This window comes from Cobetia sp. 1CM21F (assembly GCF_023161745.1).
Taxonomy (GTDB): Bacteria; Pseudomonadota; Gammaproteobacteria; order Pseudomonadales; family Halomonadaceae; genus Cobetia; species Cobetia amphilecti.
Genome location: NZ_JALNTQ010000007.1, coordinates 52,045 through 75,269 on the forward strand (window position 1 = coordinate 52,045; position 23,225 = coordinate 75,269).

Annotated in this window: 15 protein-coding genes; 5 read left to right on the top strand and 10 right to left on the bottom strand. The window is 66.8% G+C overall.

What is annotated here, in order from left to right:
- Positions 1-553 precede the first annotated feature (553 nt).
- A complete protein-coding gene (gene betT / locus MSG32_RS16720; protein WP_225347223.1) occupies positions 554-2,593 on the top strand; it encodes a choline BCCT transporter BetT in 2,040 nt (679 codons plus the stop codon).
- 176 nt (positions 2,594-2,769) lie between these two features.
- Here the strand turns inward: betT and MSG32_RS16725 are convergent, their stop codons facing one another.
- From MSG32_RS16725 to ptsP, 3 genes are read right to left on the bottom strand one after another with little or no spacing between them, the layout of a single operon-like run.
- Positions 2,770-4,557, bottom strand: a complete 1,788-nt coding sequence (locus MSG32_RS16725; RefSeq protein WP_248380884.1) for a PTS fructose-like transporter subunit IIB — start codon at positions 4,555-4,557, stop codon at positions 2,770-2,772.
- The gene (locus MSG32_RS16730) at positions 4,554-5,597 is read right to left on the bottom strand and encodes a 1-phosphofructokinase family hexose kinase (RefSeq protein WP_248380886.1); all 1,044 of its coding nucleotides are present in this window, start codon (positions 5,595-5,597) and stop codon (positions 4,554-4,556) included. Before MSG32_RS16730 ends, MSG32_RS16725 begins: the two co-directional genes overlap by 4 nt.
- Entirely contained in the window at positions 5,597-8,653 is a 3,057-nt protein-coding gene (ptsP, locus tag MSG32_RS16735) for a phosphoenolpyruvate--protein phosphotransferase (RefSeq protein WP_248380889.1), read from the bottom strand. The genes MSG32_RS16730 and ptsP overlap by 1 nt, the downstream gene beginning before the upstream one ends.
- A gap of 387 nt (positions 8,654-9,040) precedes the next feature.
- On the opposite strand from ptsP, the gene cra reads away from it, so the two are divergent.
- On the top strand, positions 9,041-10,048 hold the full coding sequence (cra, locus tag MSG32_RS16740; protein ID WP_248380891.1) for a catabolite repressor/activator: 1,008 nt from the start codon (positions 9,041-9,043) through the stop codon (positions 10,046-10,048).
- A 69-nt stretch (positions 10,049-10,117) separates the two neighbouring features.
- Here cra and MSG32_RS16745 read toward each other — a convergent pair whose 3' ends face one another.
- Both MSG32_RS16745 and MSG32_RS16750 read right to left on the bottom strand, forming a co-directional pair.
- Positions 10,118-12,856 (bottom strand): sensor histidine kinase, encoded by a 2,739-nt coding sequence (locus MSG32_RS16745; protein WP_248380894.1) that lies wholly within the window; start codon positions 12,854-12,856, stop codon positions 10,118-10,120.
- 51 nt (positions 12,857-12,907) lie between these two features.
- Positions 12,908-13,564 carry an oxidoreductase gene (locus tag MSG32_RS16750; protein WP_248380897.1) on the bottom strand — a complete coding sequence of 219 codons (657 nt, stop codon included), beginning with the start codon at positions 13,562-13,564 and terminating at the stop codon, positions 12,908-12,910.
- A gap of 260 nt (positions 13,565-13,824) precedes the next feature.
- On the opposite strand from MSG32_RS16750, the gene MSG32_RS16755 reads away from it, so the two are divergent.
- A complete protein-coding gene (locus tag MSG32_RS16755; protein WP_248380900.1) occupies positions 13,825-15,990 on the top strand; it encodes an alkaline phosphatase family protein in 2,166 nt (721 codons plus the stop codon).
- Entirely contained in the window at positions 15,974-16,948 is a 975-nt protein-coding gene (locus tag MSG32_RS16760) for a histone deacetylase (RefSeq protein WP_248380903.1), read from the top strand. The genes MSG32_RS16755 and MSG32_RS16760 overlap by 17 nt, the downstream gene beginning before the upstream one ends.
- Positions 16,949-17,071: 123 nt before the next feature.
- On the opposite strand, the gene MSG32_RS16765 is transcribed toward MSG32_RS16760, so the two are convergent.
- The 4 genes from MSG32_RS16765 to modA form a co-directional block, all read right to left on the bottom strand.
- On the bottom strand, positions 17,072-17,887 hold the full coding sequence (locus tag MSG32_RS16765) for an MOSC N-terminal beta barrel domain-containing protein (protein ID WP_248380906.1): 816 nt from the start codon (positions 17,885-17,887) through the stop codon (positions 17,072-17,074).
- Between the two features lie 63 nt (positions 17,888-17,950).
- Complete coding sequence (gene modC, locus MSG32_RS16770) at positions 17,951-19,189, bottom strand: molybdenum ABC transporter ATP-binding protein (protein WP_248380909.1); 1,239 nt, start codon at positions 19,187-19,189, stop codon at positions 17,951-17,953.
- On the bottom strand, positions 19,182-19,874 hold the full coding sequence (gene modB / locus MSG32_RS16775; RefSeq protein ID WP_043334370.1) for a molybdate ABC transporter permease subunit: 693 nt from the start codon (positions 19,872-19,874) through the stop codon (positions 19,182-19,184). Before modB ends, modC begins: the two co-directional genes overlap by 8 nt.
- A gap of 174 nt (positions 19,875-20,048) precedes the next feature.
- Positions 20,049-20,990 carry a molybdate ABC transporter substrate-binding protein gene (gene modA / locus MSG32_RS16780; RefSeq protein ID WP_248380911.1) on the bottom strand — a complete coding sequence of 314 codons (942 nt, stop codon included), beginning with the start codon at positions 20,988-20,990 and terminating at the stop codon, positions 20,049-20,051.
- Between the two features lie 446 nt (positions 20,991-21,436).
- On the opposite strand from modA, the gene MSG32_RS16785 reads away from it, so the two are divergent.
- Positions 21,437-22,351, top strand: coding sequence for a LysR family transcriptional regulator (locus tag MSG32_RS16785; protein ID WP_248380913.1), 915 nt, complete (start codon positions 21,437-21,439; stop codon positions 22,349-22,351).
- Between the two features lie 106 nt (positions 22,352-22,457).
- Here the strand turns inward: MSG32_RS16785 and MSG32_RS16790 are convergent, their stop codons facing one another.
- A complete protein-coding gene (locus tag MSG32_RS16790; RefSeq protein ID WP_153636974.1) occupies positions 22,458-23,147 on the bottom strand; it encodes a glutathione S-transferase C-terminal domain-containing protein in 690 nt (229 codons plus the stop codon).
- Positions 23,148-23,225 lie beyond the last annotated feature (78 nt).

The following is a 23,225-nucleotide window of genomic DNA, read 5'->3' on the forward strand; positions in this document are numbered from 1 at the left end:
GACCGGCGGCAGCAAGACGGGATGCCTGCAACCGTCACAGGAAAGCGGACCCGGCAGATGCCGACGAGACTGACGCCTGCCATCCCGGCAACTTCAAGGGAGCAAGCGATGGCGACCGCCACGGACTCGCGAGCAGACACCGGAGTGACCCGCCCCTTCGCGAGAAGGTCGGGTGACGTCCAGGGACGCCAAGTAGACGTTCGAAGTGATGAGAGCAGCACGATGAAGGCACAGCGTTCCCCAGCGCTCGACCCGCCATCGTTCTTCTGCGGCCAATCTGGCCTGCAGAAAAGGGGCCGCACCACGGTGCGCGCCCGGCGTCTCTCATGAATTGCCCACCGGCATTTCTTGCTTGCTGCCCAGCGATGCCCCTGCAATCGCGTCGTCACGGCAGTCGACACTGCCGCTGCTGCAAGTTCCGCCCCGCGCGTGAGCTGAGCACGGCCCGTGCCGTTCGTGTCCGTCTTTTCCTGCACGCCACCCGCAATTTCTGCGGCTGACGGGCAGCTAAGCACCACGCACGAGTGAAACTTCCCCTGATAAGGAGTTGCTCATGCAGAAACCTGCTTCCGCCGAGAACGCCACGCCGTCCTCGAGTCGTATCAACCCGACGGTCTTCTACGGATCGATCATCGGTATCCTCGCCTTCCTGGCCTTCGCGATGCTGTTCACCGAACAGGCCGACGCCTGGATCGGCAGCGCCCTGGGCTGGACCATCGACACCTTCGGCTGGTTCTACATGCTGGCCATCGTCGCCTATCTGGTCTTCGGGGTGCTGATCGCCTGCTCGCGCTTCGGGCGCATTCGCCTCGGGCCGGACGATTCACGCCCGGAATTCTCGCTGCTGTCCTGGTCGGCGATGCTGTTCGCGGCCGGCATCGGCATCGACATCCTGTTCTACTGCATCGCCGAACCGCTGTCCCACTACGTGGCGCCGGTGACCGGTGACCCGCAGACCCAGGCGGCAATCCGCAACGCCATGGTGGAAACCTTCTTCCACTGGGGCCTCTCCGGCTGGGGCATCTATGTGCTCGCCGGCATGTCGCTGGCCTACTTCAGCTACCGCCACCGCCTGCCGCTGGCGATCCGCTCGGCCTTCTACCCGCTGCTCGGCAACCGCATCAATGGCCCGATCGGCAACGCCGTGGACATCTTCGCGATCATCTCCACCGTATTCGGTATCGCCACCTCGCTGGGCATCGGCGTCATCCAGCTCAACTACGGCCTCAAGTTCATGCTCGGCGTGCCCGAGAACCTCGCCGTCCAGGCCGCGCTGATCATCGGCGTGATGGTACTGGCGACCATTTCCGTGATCACCGGTGTCGAGAAAGGCATCCGCATGCTGTCCGAGTTCAACATGCTGCTGGCCACCGCGCTGCTGATCTTCGTGCTCGCCGTCAGCGACACCTCGCAGCTGCTCAACGCCCTGGTGCTCAACGTCGGTGACTACATCACCCAGTTCACCGCCAAGAGCTTCGATACCTACGCCTACACGCCGGGTACCGATGAGTGGATGAGCGGCTGGACGCTGTTCTTCTGGGGCTGGTGGATCGCCTGGACCCCGTTCGTCGGCCTGTTCCTGGCGCGTATCTCGCGTGGCCGTACCATCCGTCAGTTCGTGTTCGGCGCGCTGCTGATTCCACTGAGCTTCATGATGGTGTGGATGAGCGTATTCGGTAATTCGGCCATCGACATGGTCGCCAATCAGGACGTCGCCACACTGGCCACCGAAGCCCTGAACGCACCGCAGAACACCATCTACACCTTCCTGGAGCAGCTGCCCTACTCCACCATCACCACCGCCGTGGTGGCGATTCTGGGTATCGTGTTCTTCGTGACCTCCGCCGACTCCGGCGCCCTGGTACTGGCCAACTTCACCTCCATCCTCAAGGACGTGAACCACGATGCGCCGATCTGGCTGCGCATCTTCTGGTCCGCCATCATCGGCCTGCTGACGCTGGCGCTGTTGATGGTCGGGGGGCTGAGCGCGCTGCAGAGCGCCGTGGTGATCACCGCCGTGCCTTTCTCCATCGTGCTGATCTTCATGATGATCGGCATGTACAAGGCGCTGATGATCGAGGACCGCAAGGAGAACGTGCGTCAGGACAACAGCTGCGTCTACGAAGGCGTCGACTGGCATGAGCGTCTGGACCACGTGCTCGACTTCGCCCAGAGCGGCAGTTCCGAGGCGACCCTCAAGCGCTCCATCCGCCCGGCCCTCAACCAGCTTGCCGAGGAGCTCAATCGTCGCGGTCAGGTCTCGAGCGTCACCGAAGAGACGCTGGAAGATGAGCCGCTGCCCCGCGTGACGCTGGAAGTCGAGTTCGAGGACGCCTCCAACTTCGTCTACCAGGTGCGTGCGGTGCGCCAGCAGACGCCGAGCTTCATCGACGCCAATGATGACTTCTACCTGCGTCTGGAAGTGCACCTCTCCGAAGGTGGCAGCGGCCAGGAGCTCAACGGCCTGTCGCGGGCCCAGGTGCTCGACGAAGTCGTCACCGCCTATCAGCAGCATCTGGCCTTCGTGCGCCACGATACGGTCAACGAAGCCCCGGCGATGCCGGGCGTGATCGGCAAGTCCGAACTGGACTGATCGGTGTTGGACTGATCAAAGTTGGGCTGATCAGAACTGAACTGATCAGAACTGGACTGAGCCGTCGCTGAGCGCCTGCGCTCGGCCTGCAATGCAAAAAGCCCCCGCTGGGAGACCGGCGGGGGCTTTTTGCGTCTTGCCTTGTGCGTTTGCGTCTTTACCTGCCTGCCAGCGACTCAGGTCGCGGCAGCAGTCTCGACCTGCTGGGCGCCCTTCTTGATCAGCGCATAGCCGATACCCGTCACCAGGGTACCGGCGACGATAGCGCCCAGGTACATCAGCGGCACGTTGATGGCATTGGGAATCAGCAGCACGAACAGCCCGCCGTGCGGCGCCAGCAGCTTGGCACCTATCAGCATCGACAGTGCGCCGGTGACGGCACCGCCGACCATGCAGGCCGGAATCACGCGCAGCGGGTCCTTGGCGGCGAACGGAATCGCACCCTCGGAGATGAAGCACAGGCCGAGAATGAAGCTGGCCTTGCCCGCCTCACGCTCCGGCTCGGCGAACTTGCTACGCGCGATGAAGCTGGCCAGCCCCATGCCCAGCGCCGGCACCATGCCAGCGGCCATGATGGCCGCCATCGGCGCATAGGTCTCGCTGGCCAGCAGGCCGACACCGAAGGCGTAGGCGGCCTTGTTGACCGGGCCACCGAGGTCGAAGCACATCATCGCGCCGAGCAGAATGCCCAGCAGCACGGCATTGGCCGAACCCATCGATTCGAGGAATTCGGTCAGCGTCGTCATCAGCCCCGCCACCGGCGTGCCGACCACGTAGATCATCACCAGACCGGTGACCATGCTCGCCACCAGCGGGATGATCAGGATCGGCTTGAGCGATTCGATCGACTGCGGCAGCTTGACGAAACGGCTCAGCCCCAGCGCGCTGTAGCCCGCCAGGAAGCCGGCGATGATGCCGCCGAGGAAGCCGGCATCCAAAGTGGCGGCCAGCCAGCCACCGATCATGCCCGGCGTGATGCCCGGGCGGTCGGCGATGGAGTAGGCGATATAGCCCGCCAGCACCGGAATCATCAGCTTGAAGGCAGAGCCGCCGCCGATCTGCATCAGCGCCGCCGCCAGGGTGCCTTCTTCCTCGAAGGCCTTGATGCCGAACACGAAGGACAGCGCGATCATCAGACCGCCCGCCACCACCATCGGCAGCATGAAGGACACGCCGGTCAGCAGGTGCTTGTAGGGGCCACGCTTCTCGCCCTTCTGCTGGCTGCCCTGACCGCCCGCGGCGGTGGCGGATTCCACCTCGGCGCCTTCCAGTGCCTGCTCGATGGTATCGCGCGGCTTCTTGAGCGCGGTGCCGGTGGAAGTCCGCCAGACCCGCTTGCCGGCGAAGCGCGTCGGGTCGACCTCGATATCACAGGCCAGGATCACCACCTCGGCCGCGGCGATCTCCTGCTCGGTCAGCGCATCCTGCGCGCCCACCGAGCCCTGGGTCTCGACCCGCGTCGGGTAGCCCAGCGCGCGCCCTGCCTCGCTCAGGGCCTCGGCGGCCATGAAGGTATGCGCCACGCCGGTCGGGCAGGCGGTGACCGCGACGATGGACGGCTTGTGCGCCACCTCTCCATCAGCTGCGCTTGCTGCGCCGCTGGCCGTCGTGCTGACAGTCGCAGCCACGTCGGCGATGTCCTTGGCTTCCAGCACGCGGGCGCGGGCCTCGGCATTGGCCAGGAAGGCGGCGGGGTCCGGCAGCGCCTCTTCGATGGGCGCGACATGCACGCGCTTGCCGACGAAACGCTCGAGCCCGGCGCTGGTCATCGGCGACGCCGCGACGATCACCAGCTCGGCGGCGGCGAGCTGGGCATCGCCCAGCACCAGTTCACGCTCGAATTGCGAGCGCATGTCGATGAGGGGCTCCCAGTCGCGACGACGGGCGGCCTGCTCCAGGCGACGCGCCGCCAGGAAGCTGGTCGCCATGCCGCTCGGGCAGGCGGTAACGATGATGACATTCATGGGCGTGGCTCTCCGGCTGTCGCGACCTCGGCACTGGCCAATGTCTCGATGCTGGTGTGTTGTTGGAGGGTTTCAAGCTCCGGGGCGGCGGGATTGCCCGGCCCCGGGTGGGTCACGGCCTCGGCGGAAAGCGCCGTGGCATGACGCAGAATTTGTTCACGCATGGCCGCCGTGGGTGTCGGATGGCAGAGCACCCCATGCAGCATGGCGGCCAGCAGGGTATCACCGGCACACACGGTACTGACCACTCGCATGCGCGGCGGGCGTGCCCGCAGTGTCTCGGCGCCGGGGCTTGCCCACAGCACGCCTTCCGGGCCGGCAGAGATCAGCGCCTGCTCGATGCCATGCTCGACCAGACTCGCCAGCGCGCGCTGACGCGCGGCGTCGCTCTCCAGCGGCTCGCCCGCCCACAGCGCCAGTTCCTGCTCGTTGGGCTTCACGCCGCTGGGCGGCACCGCCAGACCGGCTTCGAGTGCCGTGCCGCTGGTATCCAGCCAGCAGGCAATGCGGCGGGCACGCACCCGCTGCACCAGGCTCGCCAGCTGCTCGCTGCTGACGCCCGGCGGCAGGCTGCCGGCGATGACGACGGCACAGCGCTCCGGGCTGCCCTCGGCCTGCTGACGATCGATCCAGTCATCGATGCGCGCCTCAAGCCGCGTGAAGGCAGCCTCATCGACCTGCATGCCCGCGCCGTTGATATCGGTGACACGACCACTGGCCTCCCCGAGCTTGACGTTGATGCGGGTCGCGCCCGCGACGCGCTCGAAGGCGTCACTCAGCCCCCACTCGGCGAAGGCGGCCTCGAAATCGGCCTGGTTGTCGGCGCCCAGAAAGCCGCTCAGCGTCACCGGATGGCCCAGTGTCGCCAGCACCCGCGCGACGTTGATGCCCTTGCCCGCCGCCTCGAGATGGTGGCTGCGCGCCCGGTTGACCTTGCCCGGCACCAGGCTGTCGAGGCCGATGGTCATGTCCAGCGCCGGGTTGAGCGTCACGCACAATACCGGGCAGTCGGCGGCCTGACGCGTCGTATTGTCACTCATCACACTGACTCCCGCGGGCTATATCCATTACTGTCCGGATTACTGGCCGCATCACTGGCCGCATTACTGGCCGCAGCGCCTGAGGTGGCCTCGGCAACCGAAGGCTCGCCCTGCTCGAGCAGCGCTTCCAGAGCACTGCGTACGTCTTCCGAGGTCGGCTGGGCCAACGCGACCCGCGCCTGCTCACGCGCCGTGGCCAGGTCCAGCTCGCGCACCCGCGCCTTGACCAGCGGAATCTGGCGGCTGGACACCGACAGCTCATCCACGCCCAGCCCGACCAGCACGCCGACGGCCTGGTCATCACTGGCCAGCTCACCGCAGACGCCGACCCAGGCACCGTGGGCGTGGGCGGCACTGACGGTCATCTCGATCAGGCGCAATACCGCCGGATGCAGGCCATCGGCCTGCGCCGAGAGGGTCGCATGGCCACGATCGATCGCCAGGGTGTATTGGGTCAGGTCATTGGTGCCCACCGAGAAGAAGTCGACTTCCGGCGCGATGCTGGCAGCAGTCAGCGCCGCCGAGGGGATCTCGATCATCACGCCGACCTGCACGTCGCGCACCGGCGGCTGGCCATGTTCGGCCGCGTAGGCGGCGTCCAGCTCGGCACGCACGCGATCGACGATGGCACGCGCGCCACGCAGTTCGGCCAGGTCCTTGACCATCGGGAACATCAGGCGAATCGGCCGCGCCCCGGCGGCCGTCAGCAGCGCCCGCACCTGGGTCTCGAGCACTTCCGGGCGCGTCAGGGCGAGGCGAATGCCACGCAGGCCGAGGAAAGGATTGTCCTCACGCGGCAGCGGCCAGTACGGCAGCGGCTTGTCGCCGCCGACATCCAGCGTGCGTGCCACCAGCGGCCGCCCCTCGAGCGCATCCAGCGCCTCACCGTACTGGGCGGTCTGGGTGGCGAGGTCCGGCGCCTGCGGGTGCGCCATGAACACGAATTCGGTGCGCAGCAGGCCGACACCCTCGGCACCGCGCTCGACGGCGTCGCCGGCATGGGCGGTGTTGCCCAGATTGGCGACTACCTCGACATGATGGCCATCCAGGGTCGTGGCGGGCGCCATGCGCGACTCCCAGGCGGCGGCCTGACGCTGCTCATGCCCGGCGATCGCCTCTTCGGCGCGCGCGCGGCGACTGGCCGAGGGCATCACGCTGACGCGGCCTCGTTCACCATCGACGATCAGCTCGCTGCCATCGGCGATCGCCAGCACGCTCGGGCCAGCCCCGACCACCGCCGGAATGCCCAGCGAGCGCGCCAGAATCGCGCTGTGCGAGGTCGCCCCGCCCAGCGCCGTGACCAGTCCACGCACGCGAGTGGTATCCAGGCGCGCCACATCCGACGGGCCGATGTCCTCGGTCACCAGCACATGCGGTGTCTCGGGGGCGCTGGGCAGCGGCGTATCGGTCAGCACGCCGAGCACCCGCCGCCCGACATCGCGCAGATCGGCGGCGCGTTCGGCCAGCAGGCGATCGGCGAGGTTCTCCTGGGCACTGGCGGCGCTGTCGATGGCCGACCACCACGCCGCTTCGGCGCTGTGGCCTTCATCGAGGCTTTCGCGCGCCGCGGCAAACAGCTCCGGATCGCCGAGCATCTCCTCGTGCATCGAGAGAATCTCGGCCATCTCGGCGCCTTCGGCGCGATTGACCAGCGCCAGCAACTGCTCGCGAGCGGTCTGGATACTGGCCACCAGGCGCTCGGCCTCACGATCGGCGCCGGCATCGCTGCGCGTCTCGTAGACGAAACGCGGCAGGCGCATCACCCAGCACGGCGCGATGGCCATGCCCGGCGAGGCGGCCACCGCGGGCACCACGCTGTCGGCGGCGGGAGCGGCCTGCTGGGTGTCGCCGGTGGCTTGCTGTTCGCCGGCCTCCAGCGGCGTGGCGGCGTCGGCGCGCCAATCGGCCAGCGGCTCCACCGCCTCGCCGAGACCGGCCTGCACCGCGCTCACCATCATGCTCAGCGCCGCCTGATTGGCCGCCGAGTCATCGCCGGAGGCGCTGAAGATCAGCGTCTGGCCGCGGCGTGCGCCCAGCCCCAGCACCTTGGTCAGACTGGCGGCACTGACCACACCGCTGTCATCGCCTTCCAGTCGCAGCGCCGGAATGACGCCATGCTGCTCTCCCGCCTCGCGCGCCGCCTGCACCAGCTGCTTGGCCGGACGCGCATGCAGGCCGTGGGCGTTGAGCAACACGACCTGAGCCAGCTGCGCCGTGGCGGATTCCCCCGACAGCCGCGCCAGCAGGGCGCTGGCCGACAGGCCCGGCAGGCTTTCGCCCGCACCCTCTTCCAACAGCGTCAGCAGGCGCTCCAGCAACGGCTGATGCTGGCCCTGCCGGGCATCGACTGCCAGACAGGCCAGCGCAGTGATGCGTCCGTGGCGCGTCTCCAGCGCCTTCTCCGGCGTGACGATGGCCAGCGCCGAGCGGGTGACATCCTGCTGCGACTGCGCCAGCCACACGCCCTGCCCCAGCGCTACCGGTTGGGCGGCGAGCATGGCCGAGATGAAACCATCACTGACACAGCCGGCCTGGCGCAGGCGCGCGGCCCCCGCCAGCACCAGCTCGTCACGATCGCGCGCGGGGAAGCCGCACAGCAGCGTCTCGGCATCCAGGCGCGGCGGCACCACCTCGCGGCCCAGCTCGCTCAGCACTTCCTCGGCGGTGGTCGCCGAGGCCAGGCGCTCACTGACGCCATCGCGATCCAGCACACGCGTCAGCGCACGCAGGATGTCGAGATGCTCATCGGACTGTGCCGCGATGGTCACCAGCAGGAAGACGCGATTGCCGTCGTGCCACTCCACGCCCTGCGGGAACTGCAGGACACGCACCCCGGTGGCCAGCACGGCCTCGCGGCTGTCCGGCGTGCCGTGGGGAATCGCGATCCCCTGCCCCAGGTAGGTGGAAGACTGGGCTTCACGCGCCAGCAGGCCCTCACGGTAGTCGGGCGTGGCGCGCCCACCGGCGACCAGAGCATCGGCGGCCTGTTGCAAGGCATCGCGCCAGTCGCTGGCATGGGCGGCGAGAAGAATGTCCTCGCGATCAAGACTGAGCATGGCTGGCTCCTTGAGGCTCCCTTCTGGTGAGGAGCCTGGATGTTGGCGGTGCGCTGCAAGCGTATCTTTCAGCTGCCGCGACACGTCACTTGGCGAGTTCCGACAGGGTAGCGGCGTCATGGCGTGATGACGAGCATGCTGAATCGTGTCACCTCAATAGGGCTCATGCTGGCCGTTTTCTTGCGCCCGATCAAGCGAACACAAACCGAAAACGTGCTTCTGGTGACTAGACATTGGGCGTAGAGCCGCCTGTGGCGCGGCCTCGAGAGGCGTCGAGCGAGGCGTGCCCGGCGCAGAGAGGATTTGCACCCGAGCCCACAAGTGCGCATCATTCCTCGCACATGGAGCACGCAGATCCCGTTCCCCCTTTCCAGCAAGGACAGTGGCATGACCCTGGCAGAAATCGCGCGTCTTGCAGGCGTTTCACGCACCACCGCCAGTTATGTGGTCAATGGGCAGGCACAGGCACGACGTATCAGCCCCCAGACGGTCGAGCGCGTCATGGCGGTGGTACAACGTCATCACTATCGGATCGATGCCCAGGCAGCCGCGCTACGGCGTGGTGAAAGCCGCACGTTGGGCTTCATGCTGCCGGACCTGGAGAACGCCAGTTATGCCCGCCTGGCCAAGTTGCTGGAGCGCGGGGCGCGTGAGCGCGACTATCAGCTGTTCATCGTCTGCTCCGACGATGAGCCGGAAACCGAGCGCGAGCTGGCGCGCATGCTCAAGGCGCGACGGGTCGATGCGCTGATCACCGCCAGCTGCCTGTCCCCCGATGACCCCTTCTACCGCGAACTGGCGCTGGATGGCTTCCCGGTCATCGGTGTCGATCGCGCGCTGGATACGCGCCACTTCGCCAGCGTGGTCAGCAACAATGAAGATGCCGCCCGCCAGCTGACCGAAGCCGTGCTGGAACACGCGCCGCAGCGACTGCTGTGGCTGGATGCCTTGCCGGAGATCGATATCACGCGGGCGCGCGCCAGCGGCATGCAGGCGGCGCTGACGCACTATCAGCAGCGCACCGGCAGCAGCGAGCTTGAGGCCACCACCCTGCATGCCGCGCGTTACGAGCGCGAGGCCGGTGCGGCGGCGCTGACCGAGCATCTCCGCCATTCACCGCTGCCGGACGCCATCGTCACCGCCTCCTACACCCTGATGGATGGCGTGCTCGATGTGCTGTTCGCCGAGGGGCCGCCGGCCAATCCGCCCAAGGCGATGGCCAGCTTCGGCGACGACCGCCTGCTCGACTTCCTGCCGCTACCGATCCATTCACTGCCCCAGCGACACCAGCAGATCGCAGATGCGACGCTGACGCTGGCGCTGCAGGGCATTCAGGGCCAGACCACGCCCGGCGTGACGCTGGTGGAACGCGAACTGCGCCGCCGCCAGCACTGAGGTGATGTCTTAGGTGATGCCTGAGGTGATGTGTCTGGCCGAGGGCGGCTTTGCTGGCGCCCACCATCACTAGCGCCAGGCTTGACCGGCATCGTGGGCGATGCGGTGATCACGAATTTCGGCCAGCAGCGCCGCCACCGCGGCTTCGATGCGGGTGCGCGGCGTATCGGATGCCAGCAGCAGCTCCAGCTGCAGGGCGGCGTCACGCAGCAGGTCGTGATCCAGGGTGGCGGCGCTGCCCTTGAGCAGATGGGCTTCATGCTGCAGCTGCTTCAGGTCCATATGATCCACCGCCCGCGACAGGCGCTGGGACTGCTGCTCGAGCTGCTCCTCGAAGGCCGCCTCGAGGGCCGCGATGCTGTCGGCATCCAGCTCATCCCGCAGCGCAGGCGTCGCGGCCTGTGCAAGCTCCGCCGCTGAGCCGCCAGATGTCCACGACTCCCCTGTGTTCATGCTCGTGTGCCCCTCTTTTTCCCCTTCCCGTTCGCTCTCGCCTTCGCTTTCATGTTCACGCCGCTCGACGCGATCAGCCGCCGCCGGCTCACTGACCTTGTCTGCTTCAGCTTCAGTCTCAGCTTCAGCTTCAGCCTCGGCCTCAGTGGCACGCGCCTGGGCCTCATGGATCATGCGACGCCTAGCAGCGGGGGAATCGAGTGATGCCACCAGTGACGCCGCACGCGCGAGTGCCTCACCGGTTTCCGGCGGTGCCTCGAAGTGGGGCGGCCGCTCAGTGGTAGGGGAATAGTTGATCGGGTCGAAGGGCTGGGTGCTGGCGAGGGCATTGACGCGCCATTCGCCGAGGTCCTGGCTGCCCGACTGCCAGCGCGCCAGCATGCTGGCGAGCTGCTGACGCCGGATCGGCTTGGACAGGAAGTCGTTCATGCCCGCCGAGAGGCAGCGCGCACGCTCCCCCGCCGCCACATTGGCCGTCATCGCGACGATAAGGCTCGGCGCGCGCCTGTCACTGTGCTCCATGGCACGCCAACGCCGCGCCACCGCAAATCCATCCAGTCCCGGCATGCGCAGGTCGAGCAGCACCAGCACCGTATCGCGCTGGCGCGCATACCACGCCAGCGCCGCCTCGCCACTGTCGACCGTCGTCACCGTGTAGCCCAGGCCACTGAGCATGGAGTGGGCCACTTCGCGATTGATGTGATTGTCGTCGACCACCAGAACATGCTCGCCACGGCTGAGCGGCAGGGGCGCGGAGGTGAAGGCCGGTCGCTTGAGCGCCGCGGCGCGTGGCAGCGGCAGCTCGAACCAGAAGCAGGCACCCTTGCCCGGGCGTTGCTTGAGGCCCAGTCGCCCACCCATCAGCTCGACCAGCCGCCGTGAGATCGAAAGCCCGAGTCCGGTACCGCCGAAGCGACGCGCAGTGGAGGCATCGCCCTGGGTAAAGGGCTCGAACAGCTGGGCGGCCTGTTCTTCACTGACCCCGATGCCGGTGTCATCGACCTCGAAGCGCACGCGCCCCGCCGGCAATGCCTCGACCAGCAGACAGACACGCCCCTGCTCGGTGAACTTGAAGGCATTGGAGAGCAGATTGAGCAGCACCTGACGCAGACGCACCGAATCGCCCATGACCTGCTCGGGCAGCTGGGCGGAGCGGCGGTCATCGAAGACGATGCGCGTGCTGTCCATCTGCGGCAGCAGCAGGTCGATCACGCCATCGATGGCCGTGTGCAGTTCGAAGGGGCGTCGTTCGACGCTGAGCTTGCCGGCCTCGATCTTGGAGAAGTCGAGGACATCATCCACCAGCCCCATCAGCACTTCGCCGCTGTCGCGCAGGCTGCTGGCATAGCGATGCGCACTGCTCTGCAGCGGTTCGGCCAGCAACAGCTCACTCATGCCGATCACGCCATTGAGCGGGGTGCGAATCTCGTGGCTCATGGTGGCAAGAAACTCGGACTTGGCGCGACTGGCCTGTTCGGCCCGCGCCGCCTCGTGCTTGAGGGCCGACGACATCGCCAGCATCTGCAGGCGGGCCTGTTCACGCCCGCGGGCCTGCAGCCAGACCTGACGGCAGACCATCAAGGTGGCCAGCAGCATCAGCGCCAGCAGCAGCAACATCAGCTGCACCAGGCTGTCGCGGCTCTGACGCTCGTGGGCCAGCTCCTCGGCCAGGCGTGCGCGTACCCGCAACAACAGCGTCTGGGTGGTATCGCCCAGTGCATCACTCAGCTGCTGGAACTCCGCCGCCTCGCGACCCTCGGGCCCCAGCACCTGGGAGCGCTGTGCAGCGTCAATGTCTGCGGAAGCGTCGTCAGCCTGGGCGCCCTGCACCGGGCCCGTGCCCTCGAACACCGGGCCATGCCGCCACTTCTCCAGCCGCAGATCGAGATACTCGATCTGGCTCATCAACTCATCGGCCAGCAGCGGCACGGCCGGCAGGGTCATCAGGTGGCGCTGGAAATCCCCCCGCCGGAAGATATAGGTGCGGCTGTAGAGCAGCTCGTAATTCTGCAGCACCTCATTCCAGATGCTGGCACGATCGGCTGGCCCGGCGACGCGATAGCGCGCTATCGAGGAAGAGAGGCTGACCGCCTCGCGATCCAGCTTGTAGATCGACCAGACGGCGTCATCGCGGGTGCGGTCTTCCAGGCTGACCTGGTTGTGCAGGATGGTGCCGCCGATGCCGATGGAGGCCAGCAGACACAGGATGCTGATCGCCATGCCCAGCCACAGCGGCCAGCGCGCGGGGGAATTGCCGCTTCCGCCCACACCCGACGCGGCAATGCCCTGATCAGCAAGGGACTGATCAGCAGCGGTGCCTGAAAGCGGGGATCTTTCATCCGGCGACTGATTCACTGCATGACTCCATGTCATCTTGCGCCTGAGGGGTCAGGCGCCAGCCCTCGCTCACTCCAGCGTCAGCCCGGTGACCTGCCAGACACTGCGAAAGCGTACCTGCTCATTGAGCAATTCCGGATGAGCATCGAAGGGATACAGCACGAACAAGGGCCCGAGGTCACGCACCGGCATGCGCTCGCCGTCGCGGCGCGTGGCCAGCAGGACATCGAAGTCCTCGATGTCGCTGAGGGGAATCTCGGCCACGAAGTCATTCAGTGCCCGCACCTTGAGCCCCCTGGCATCTTCAGACACCCGCGCCACCAGCTCGCGCAGCAGCGGGCCGGAGAAACTGACACGTCCCTGGGTCCAGGGGGTGTGGGTGGCCACCACGCGCGACGGCATGGCTTCGAGCATCGCCAGATCGAAACGCGCCCGCGGTGCCTGCAGGGAGCCGGCATTGCCACAGCTGACAGCGCCCTCGACCGTCAACACCACCGGCCCGCTGGGTGCGGGCAGGCAGTCATTGGCCGCCAGCACGTGGCGCTCGCCTGTCGCCAGCGACGCCTCGGCGGCCAGGGCCGCAGGGCTGAAGAGACTCGCAGACAGCCCAATAGCAAGACTTGCTGCCAGGGCGACCTTGCGCCAGATGGAGCTACGCGAGCCGTGCCCGCGGTTGACTGGCCTGGACAGCGGACTCACGAGGCGCTTCGCCGATGGATCATTCATGCCGGTTTCCCATGCTATTGTGCGAACGCCATGTGCATTCAAGGGCCCAACTTTACGCTAGCTCGCGCATGCTTTGCGAGCCTGCGAACCTCGCGCCACGACGAGTTGTCACACTCAACGCACGGAGCCACTCATACGCCCAAGCCCACGCCTGCGCCCATGACTGGTGTTCGTCGCCTGTTCCGCTGTTGCTTGTTAAGCGTCAGCTGATGATAGTCAGCTGACCGCTATCCGTCTCCACCTGCCATCGAGCCTGCTTCATGTCTGCCACTTCGTCCGCTTCGCTGCCTGCCAACGGCTCTCCCACACCGACTGCTGCCCTGCCCCGCGTGCTGGCAGGCCCGATATTGCGCCGTGTCACCGCCGAGGGCGTGATGCTGTGGCTGGTGACCTCTCGCCCACAGCAGGCACGGGTGTGGCTGCTGCCGGAGCAGGACGCGACACCTCCCACGCGAGGGGAGGATGGCCTGCCGACGACATCAAGCTGTCGGCTGACGGAGCATCTGGCGATGCCGCTGGGGGAGCACGCCTGGCTGCTGTTGATCGAAGCGCATCCCGACACGCCCTTGCCCGCCGACTGCGCCATCGCCTACGAGCTGGGCCTAGCGGAGCCGTCAGCGACAACGACAGCGTCATCGACAACGGAAGCGTCAGCATCATCGACAGACACGCTCGAATGGCAGGGCATCGCCGACTGGGCGCCACAGATCTGCTACCCCGGTGAAAGCCTGCCGCGCTTTCGACTGCCGTCACGCCTGACGCGTGTCGCGCATGGCAGTTGCCGCAAGCCGCACCACGGCTTGAGTGACGACGAGCAGCAGGCGCAGCAGAGTGCAGAAGACGCTGCGTCGACCGATCGCCTTGAGACGCCACCGCCCAAGGGCCCGGGTGGCGACGGACTGGTGGCGCTGGATCGCTGGTTGAGCGAGCGTCGTCACAGCGTCGCCGAGTGGCCGGAGGTGATGCTGTTCACCGGCGATCAGATCTACGCCGACGATGTCGCGGGGCCGATGCTGGGCGCGATCGATCAGCTGATCGCGGGGCTGGGGTTGCCGGAGGAGACGCTGATGGAGGCCGAGGTCTCCGACACTCGCGAGCTGCGCCAGCACCCCTCGCACCTCTACCACCGCCCGCAGCTGCTGCCGGACATGCCGGCCAACGAAGGTGTGGCCGCCAGCTTCTTCGGTGCCAAGCGCAAGCCCATCTTCACCTCCACCGGTGCCGACAACCACCTGATCGGCCTGTCGGAAGTCATCGCCATGTACCTGCTGGTGTGGTCTGACGTGCCGTGGGAGGCGCTGGGCATCACCCTGGAAGACCCCTCGGCGCTCGAGGGCCATGACGACGCCACCCGCGAGCGCCATGCCACCGAGGCCCGCCATCTGCGGCGCTTCTGTGGCGGACTCGGTCAGGTTCGTCGCCTGCTGGCCAATGTGCCCAGCCTGATGATCTTCGATGACCACGATGTCACCGATGACTGGAACCTCAGCGCCGCCTGGGAGGAAGCCGCCTATGGCCACCCCTTCTCGCGCCGCATCATCGGCAATGCGCTGACCGGCTATCTGCTGTGTCAGGCCGCCGGCAACGGGCCGGAGCCACTGGCGGAGCTGCTGGAGGAGACCCGGGCGCTGTTCACTCATGCCCTGACTGGCACTGACAGGGCCGCAGACGGCCATTTCGCTGTCGAGCGTCAGGAGGCGTTGATCGCCCACCTGCATCGCTGCGAGAGCTGGGATTATCAGCTCGACACCACGCCGCCGCTGATCGTGGCCGATACGCGCACCCGCCGCTGGCGCAGCGAGCGCAAGCTCTCGCATCCCTCGGGACTGATGGACTGGGAGGCGCTGAGCGAGCTTCAGCAACGCCTGGTCGGCCATCCGGCCGTGGTGCTGGTGTCCCCGGCGCCGATGTTCGGCGTCAAGCTGATCGAGAGCATCCAGAAGCTGTTCACGCTGGCCGGCAAGCCGTTGATGGTCGATGCCGAGAACTGGATGGCGCATCGCGGCGCGGCCAGCGTGATGCTCAACATCTTCCGCCACTCGCGCACGCCGCAGAACTTCGTGATCCTGTCCGGCGACGTGCACTACTCCTTCGCCTACGATGTACGCCTCAAGCATCGGCGTTCGAGCCCGAGCATCTGGCAGATCACCAGCAGCGGCATCCGCAATCGCTTCCCGGTCGGCCTGCTGGATGTGCTCGACCGTCTCAATCGCTGGCTGTACGCCCCGCGCTCACCGCTCAATCTGCTGACTCGCCGGCGCAACATGCGCGTCACGCCGCGCCGTCACGACGCGGCCAGTCAGGGCGAACGCCTGCTGAACGCCTGCGGCATCGGGCTGGTCGATCTGGACAGCGACGGCCGCCCCACCGCCATCCGCCAGCTGACCACCGACGGGCAGGAGGTGCACTTTGTGCCCCGTCGCTGATGCCCACTGCCCGCCGCTGGCGCTGATCCATCATCCCGGCTATCGAATCGCGCTGCCCGAGAAGCATCCCTTCCCGATGGACAAGTTCAGCGTGCTCAAGCGTCTGCTCGACCGCCAGCTGGCCGACTGCGCCTCGGCCGTCGACTGGGTGACGCCCGAGCCCGCCGAGGAGGATGACCTGCTCAGCGTGCATACCCGCCGCTATGTGCATGAGTTCCTCACTGGCAGCCTGAGCGCGCAGGCCCAGCGGCGCAGCGGTTTCGTGTGGAGCGAGGCACTGCGCGAGCGCAGCGTGCTGGCCGTGGGCGGCACCCTGACCACCGTACGCGAAGCGCTCAAGCGCGGACTGGCCTGCAATACCGCGGGCGGCACCCATCACGCCCACCCGGAGGCCGCCAGCGGCTATTGCCTGCTCAACGACATCGGCGTGGCGGCGCATCAGGCGCTGGAGGACGGCGTGAAGCGCGTGCTGATCGTCGATCTCGATGTGCATCAGGGCGATGGCACGGCGTTGATCTTCGCCGACGAGCCGCGGGTCTTCACGCTGTCACTTCATGCCGAGAGCAACTTCCCGGCGCGCAAGCAGCAAAGTGATCTGGACGTGCCCTTGCCCAGGGGCATGGGCGACGCGGACTATCTGGCGGTGCTGGAGCGTACGCTTACAGAGGTGCTGGCGCGGGTACGCCCGCAGCTGGTGATCTTCGATGCCGGTGTCGACCCGCATGCCGCGGACAGGCTCGGCCATCTCGAGTTGAGCGACAGCGGCCTCTACCACCGCGAGCGACATGTCATCCAGCGCTGTCGCGCGGCGGGCGCCGCCGTGGCCTGCGTGATCGGTGGCGGCTATGACCGCGATATCGAGGCATTGGCATGGCGTCACAGCCAGCTGCACCGTGCGGCGCTGGATGTCTGGCGCGAGGCGCATGGCCAACCTGCCCTGTTCGGGCCGCCGGGCTGAACTTGCCTACCGTCTTGCCAAGCGCCTCGCCAACTGTCTTGCCAAGCGTCCCTCAACGAAAACGCCCGCCATCGAGGGTGGCGGGCGTTTGCGTTCAGGCCTGTAGGCAAGATTCCAGCGACATCACTTGAAGGCGGTGACTTCCACCTCGTCGCCGACACGCAAGCTAGGCTTGCGCGAGGGGTCGAGCGCGACGAGGTTGTAGCCGAAGTGCACCTGGCCATCCGCGAAGCGGCGCACCCGTGCCAGCGTCTTGAGCGGCTCGCCGTCGCCACGCTTGTCGCCCGTCGCCGGGTCGACATTGACCATCGCACAGCGGGTGCAGGAGGACACCAGCGTGAAGCGTGCTTCGCCGATGCGCACTTCCTGCCAGCCATCCTCGGCCCATGCCTCGGCGCCGCTGATCACCAGATTGGGGCGGAACTGATCCATGCCATGGTCCGCACTCGGAGTCTGGGCGTTGAGCGCCGCCAACGAAGCCTGATTGGCCAGCAACAGCGGAAAGCCGTCGGCGGCGCTGACGCGCTGCGCGATGATCTCGCGATAGCGCTCCGAGCGCTCGCCCAGCCAGCTGAGCCTGACCGGCATGCCGACCTGCTCACTCAGCCAGGCATCGGCCTCAAGGCTCACGCTCAAGGCAGTGAACCGATCGGCCCACACCTGGATGTCGAGACGCTCGGCCTGGTCATCGGTGGCAAAGCTGACGCTGCCGCATTCGGGGCGATCAAGATGCCACAGTCGCCACTGGCCGCTGGCATCTTCGCGCAAGGCCAGTCGCTGCAGCTGGGGATGCGTACGCGCGGTGACGAACTTGCCTCGCGCCGCGACCACCACGAAGCGGCGGTCCTGCGTGAGACCTTCCTCGCCGAGCGTCGCTGTCTCAAGCGCCTCAGCGGCGCCGGACTTGAGGGGATAGCGCCACAGGTGGGTCAACTGCATGAGAGGTTTCCTTGCCAGAGTCCATCAATTCGAGAATTCAGCGAACGGTGCGTACGAGCGGCGTCAGCTCGCGGACGAAGCAGAGCCTGCGTCATCTGGCGCCTTGGCCTGTGCGGTATTTGTCTGTGTCGCATTCGGCTGGGCCACACTCGGCTGGGCCGCATTCACCACAGGGATGTCGTCATCCATGGCGTCCAGGCTGATCACGTCGGGGCCCGAGAGCGCCACGCTGGAGATCAGCGCCTTGACGCCCAGCCCGACCTTGAGGCCCAGCTCCTGACAGACCAGACGATCGACTCGCGCCCTCACCCGCTGGCCGGCGATGCCCAGCACCAGCTCGGCGCTGGCGTGGCCGCGCTCGCTCTCGATCTCGTGGATCACGGCCGGCAAGGCATTGCGCAGGCTGGTATGGGTCGGCGTCTCCAGCGCGATGCTGATGTCACGTGCCCGCAGTCGCAGTCGCACACGACGCCCCACCGGCATCGCCAGCCGCGCCAGCTTGAGGCTCAGCCCGGCGCCCAGCCCCAGACGCGTCAGCTGCCAGTCATCATCGTGCGACAGCACCTCGGCGGTCAGCAGCGAGCCCGCTTCGAAGCGGCCGGTCTGCGGTGCCAGGTCCAGCCGTGACAGCATGTCACCGATCTCGCCGCTGGCGGTGATGCGGCCGTTGTCCACCAGCGCCAGGCGGTCGGCGACCGCGAACAGCTCGCGGGTGTCATGACTGACGAACAGGATCGGAATCTCGATCTCGCGCGCCAGCCGCGCAATGTAGTGCAGCAGCTCCTGCTTGCGAGCGCCGTCGAGGCCGGTCAGCGGCTCATCCAGCAACAGCATGCGCGGGCGTGACAGCAGGGCGCGGCCGATCGCGACACGCCGCGCCTCGCCACCGGACAGCTGGCCGGGCATGCGCGACAGCAGGTCCTCGATGCCCAGCAGCGTCACCATCTCATGCAGACGTGACTGATTCTGTTGGCGCTGGGCGGGTGTCAGGGCGCGCGGCATGCCGTAGCGGAGGTTGCCGCGCACGCTGTAGTGCGGAAACAGGCGCGGCTCCTGGAAGACGACGCCGAGCCTGCGACGATGCGCCGGCACGAAGATATCGTTCTCGCCGCCCGTCAGGCACTCGCCGTCCAGGCGCAGATGGCCATGGTCGGGACGTTCGAGACCCGCGATCAGGCGCAGGATGGTGGTCTTGCCGCTGCCGGAGCGCCCGAAGAGTGCCGTGACGCCGCGCGCCGGCACCTTGAGCGTGGCATCCAGCGTGAAGGCGCCCTGCTGACGATGGAGATGGAAATCAAGCATCACGCCCCTCCATGCGCAGCCGCGCGCGACGCGCCAGCCACTCGGAGGCCAGCAGCGACAGCATCGCGATGACCACGGCGATGGCGCACAGCCTGGCCGCAGCGCCTTCCTGGCCCGGGGTCTGGATCAGGGTATAGAGCGCCAACGGCAGCGTGCGGGTCTCGCCGGGGATATTGGCGGCGAAGGTGATGGTGGCACCGAACTCCGACAGCGCGCGCGCGAAGGCCAGCATGCCGCCGGTGAGAATGCCCGGCAGCGCCAGCGGCATGGTCACCGTGAACAGCACGCGCAGCGGATTGGCCCCCAGGGTGCGGGCCGCGGCCTCCAGGCCCGGGTCGATGGCCTCCAGCGACAGGCGCATCGCGCGCACCATCAGCGGAAAGGCCATCACCGCCGCCGCCAGCGCCGCGCCCTGCCAGGTGAAGGGCAGCACGATATCGACCTTGGCCAGCCACTGGCCGATGGCACCATTGCGCCCGAAGGTGACCAGCAACAGGTAACCGACCACCACGGGCGGCAACACCAGCGGCAGATGCAGCAGACCATCGACCAGCGCCTTGCCACGAAACTCACGTCGCGCCAGCCACCAGGCCGCCGCAAAACCGGGAATCAGGCTCAGGCCGACCGCGACGCAAGCCACCTTGAGGCTCAGGCTCAGGGCTTCCCATTCCAGCGCACTCAGCATGGATCTTCCTCAGACGAAGACAGGTTCTCGCACATGACGTGACGCGAAGCGCCGGCAGACAGCCCTGCCCGCCTTGATCACGCCGATGTGACAGCAGGCTCCCAGTGTAGCGGCCTCATCTTGTCGATGACATGCCAGCGTATGACGCAAGGCACCTCGACGCTGATCCAGCGGCTAGTCGGCCTCTGGCTGCGCAGCAGGAGCCTGATGGGCGAGCGTGCTGAAGCCGAAGCGATGGAAGATGGCACCGGCCTCGTTGCTGGAGAGCCAGGCCGAGAAGGCCTCGGCCTGTGACGATGGCGCATCACCGCCACGACTGATCAAGGCGGCAGGATAGTGGATGGGATCATGGCTGCTGTCCGGCAGCAGGCCGATCTGATGCACCCGATGGCTGATGGCGGCGTCGGTGGCATAGACGATCCCCAGTGGGGCCTCGCCATGCTCGACCAGCGCCAGCGCGGCGCGCACGTCCTCGGCGCTGGCCAGGCGCGAGCGCAGCGTCTGCCACTGCCCCAGCGCTTCCAGCGACTGGCGCGCATAGATGCCCGCAGGCACGTGGTCGGGGTCGCCGACGGCCAGGCGAGTGTTGCTGCCGGTGGCGGCGAGACGCTCGGCCACATCGGTGACATCCTCGGCGTTGCTGACGCTGGCATCCAGCTGGCTGGGGCCGGGCGCGACCAGCGCGAGACGGTTGCCCAGCAGGTCGTGACGGCCGGTGACGACGATGCCGGCCTGCTGCTCCAGCCAGTCCATCCAGCGCTCATTGGCCGACAGATACAGCTGCGCCGGAGCCCCATTGGCCAGCTGACGCGCCAGGGTCGAGGACGAGGCGTAGACCGGCATGATGTCCACGTCGGCGAGACGCTCGTAGCGCGCCTCGATGGCATCCAGCGCATCATGCAGCGAGGCAGCGGCCATGACACGAATCTGGGGGCGCTCGTCTGCCTGAACCGGCGCGGCCAGCAGTGCCAGCATCAACGGGGCCGCCAGGCTGGCGGCCCTCAACAGCGCTGATGAAGAAGATAGCGCTGATGAAGGCGTTGGCGCTGATGACGCAAGCCGTAGCGGAGAGGCAAGCAAGGCGGCCCGGGCGCGCAAGCGGGTAGCGAATGACATCTACTGGGTCCTTGAACAGTGAGACGCAGCGACGAGGCCTGCTGCGCATTGATCTCGCCATGATGCCGCGCTCGCTCGCCATGTGCATCTCATGTGGGCGCAATTGCCGCGCGGGGCGCGGAAACCGTCAACCCTGATTGTCGAACGCCAGCGGCATGAGGCTCGCTTGAGGCTCGCTGGCTGCCTGTCAGCGCCCGTCTGCCATCAGCCACGGGCTGGTCAGCGGAAGCCGCCGGCTGGCGGTTGTTTCGCCGCATCCGGCTACAGGCAAACGCGAATCACTCACATGTATGCCATTCGCTCGACCAGATCGGCTACAATGCTGGCCAAAATGGCAGGGAGACGCTGGCCCACACCCCAGCAACGACGCGATTCCTGCTTTCATGCTTTCTTTCACGCTATTTGCCGCTTCAACGGCAGACAACAGCGGCGGGTGCCACCAAGTCATGCCTCCAGTACTTGACGAATTTCAGGGCCTCAGTGCCTTCGATGCCATCATGCGCTACGGCAATCTGGGCGCAGGAGCCGAGCATCTCGGTATCTCCAAGTCCACGCTCAGCCGCCGGATCAGCCATCTCGAACATCAACTCGGCCAGCCACTGCTGCACCGTCAGGCCAATCGCCTGATTCCCACCGAGGCCGGCACGCTGTTCTATCAGTACTGCCAGCAGATGCTGTCGCTGGGCGAGCGCTCGCAGATCGCGCTGGATGAACTGCGCGAGGAGATCAGCGGTGATATCACCGTCAGCGCGCACCCGCACTTCCTGCGTGGCTGGTTCAATCATGTGCTGACCGACTTCATCGAAGAGTATCCGGGCATTCGCCTGACCCTGACCGCCAACCATCTGCCGCCATCACGCGATGACGACCAGGTGATGCTGTGGCTGTGGGAAGGCCCGGCCAGGGACACCGGGCTGCGCGAGGAGATTCTGGGTCAGCAGCAGCAACATCTCTACGCTCACCCCAGCTATCTGCGCCAGCACGGCCATCCGCAGCACCCCAGCGAGCTGACCTCCCATGACTGGGTCAATCTGATCGACCGCCATCACCCCAATCTGGTGCTCAATCACCCCGAGGAAGGCGAGTATCGCCTGAGCCTGCCACCGTCACGCTTCACGGTCGACAACGTGGTGGTGCATGCCGACCATATCGCGCACGGCGCCGGTATCGGCCTGCTGCCGGACTACCACGTGCGCACCCGGGCGACGGCGCACCCGGGACAGTTCGAGGCCTGCCTGCCCGAGTGGAAGGGGCCGTCGATTCCGGTCAGCCTGCACTATCCCTTCGGGCACCCGCCGCGCAAGCTCGGCGCGCTGCTCGACCATATCCGCCGTCGTGTGCCGACGGACTGGACCCGCTGATCTGTCGGCCTGACAGCGCTGCAGGCCGACAGATCAACGGTTGCTTCAAACTTCTCAGCTCTACAATTTCACAGCTTCACGACTTCACAGCAGCACTGACTGCCCGTCAGGATTGCTGGCCGAACAGATGACGGCGCGCCTCCTCATCCATCGCGACATTGGCGGCCGGATTGATGTCATCGATACGCGTCATTGCCCGCTTGACGCCGTCACGCTCGGCGATGCGGGCGCGATAGGCGGCGACCGCCGGGAAGCGGGCCAGATCGATCTCCTGCTTCTCGGCCTTCAGCCACGGCCAGATGGCCATGTCGGCGATGCTCAACTCGTCCCCCGCCACGAAGTCACGCCCCGCAAGCTGGCGCTCCAGCACGCCGTAGAGGCGCTCGCCTTCCTTGTGATAGCGCTCGATGGCGTATTCCACCGGTTCTGGCGCGTAGTGCTTGAAGTGGTGCACCTGACCGAGCATCGGCCCCAGGCCGCCCATCTGCCAGTGCAACCACTGCAGCACATCATTACGCGCGCGCGTCTCGCGCGGCAGGAACTTGCCGCATTTGTCGGCCAGGTACTCCAGAATCGCGCCGGACTCGAACACCGAGATCGGCTCACCGCCATCAGCAGGCGCATGGTCGACGATCGCCGGCATGCGATTGTTGGGCGAGATGGCCAGAAACTCCGGCGCGAACTGCTCGCCCTTGCTGATGTTCACCGGAATGAGACGGTACTCGAGTCCGGCTTCCTCCAGAAAGATCGTGATCTTGTGGCCGTTGGGCGTGGTCCAGTAATACAGATCGATCATCATGGGCTCCTTGTCTGGAACAGCACGACATGGCCCGAACGCCCTTCAGCGTTCGGGCCATGAGAAAGGTCATCTCCG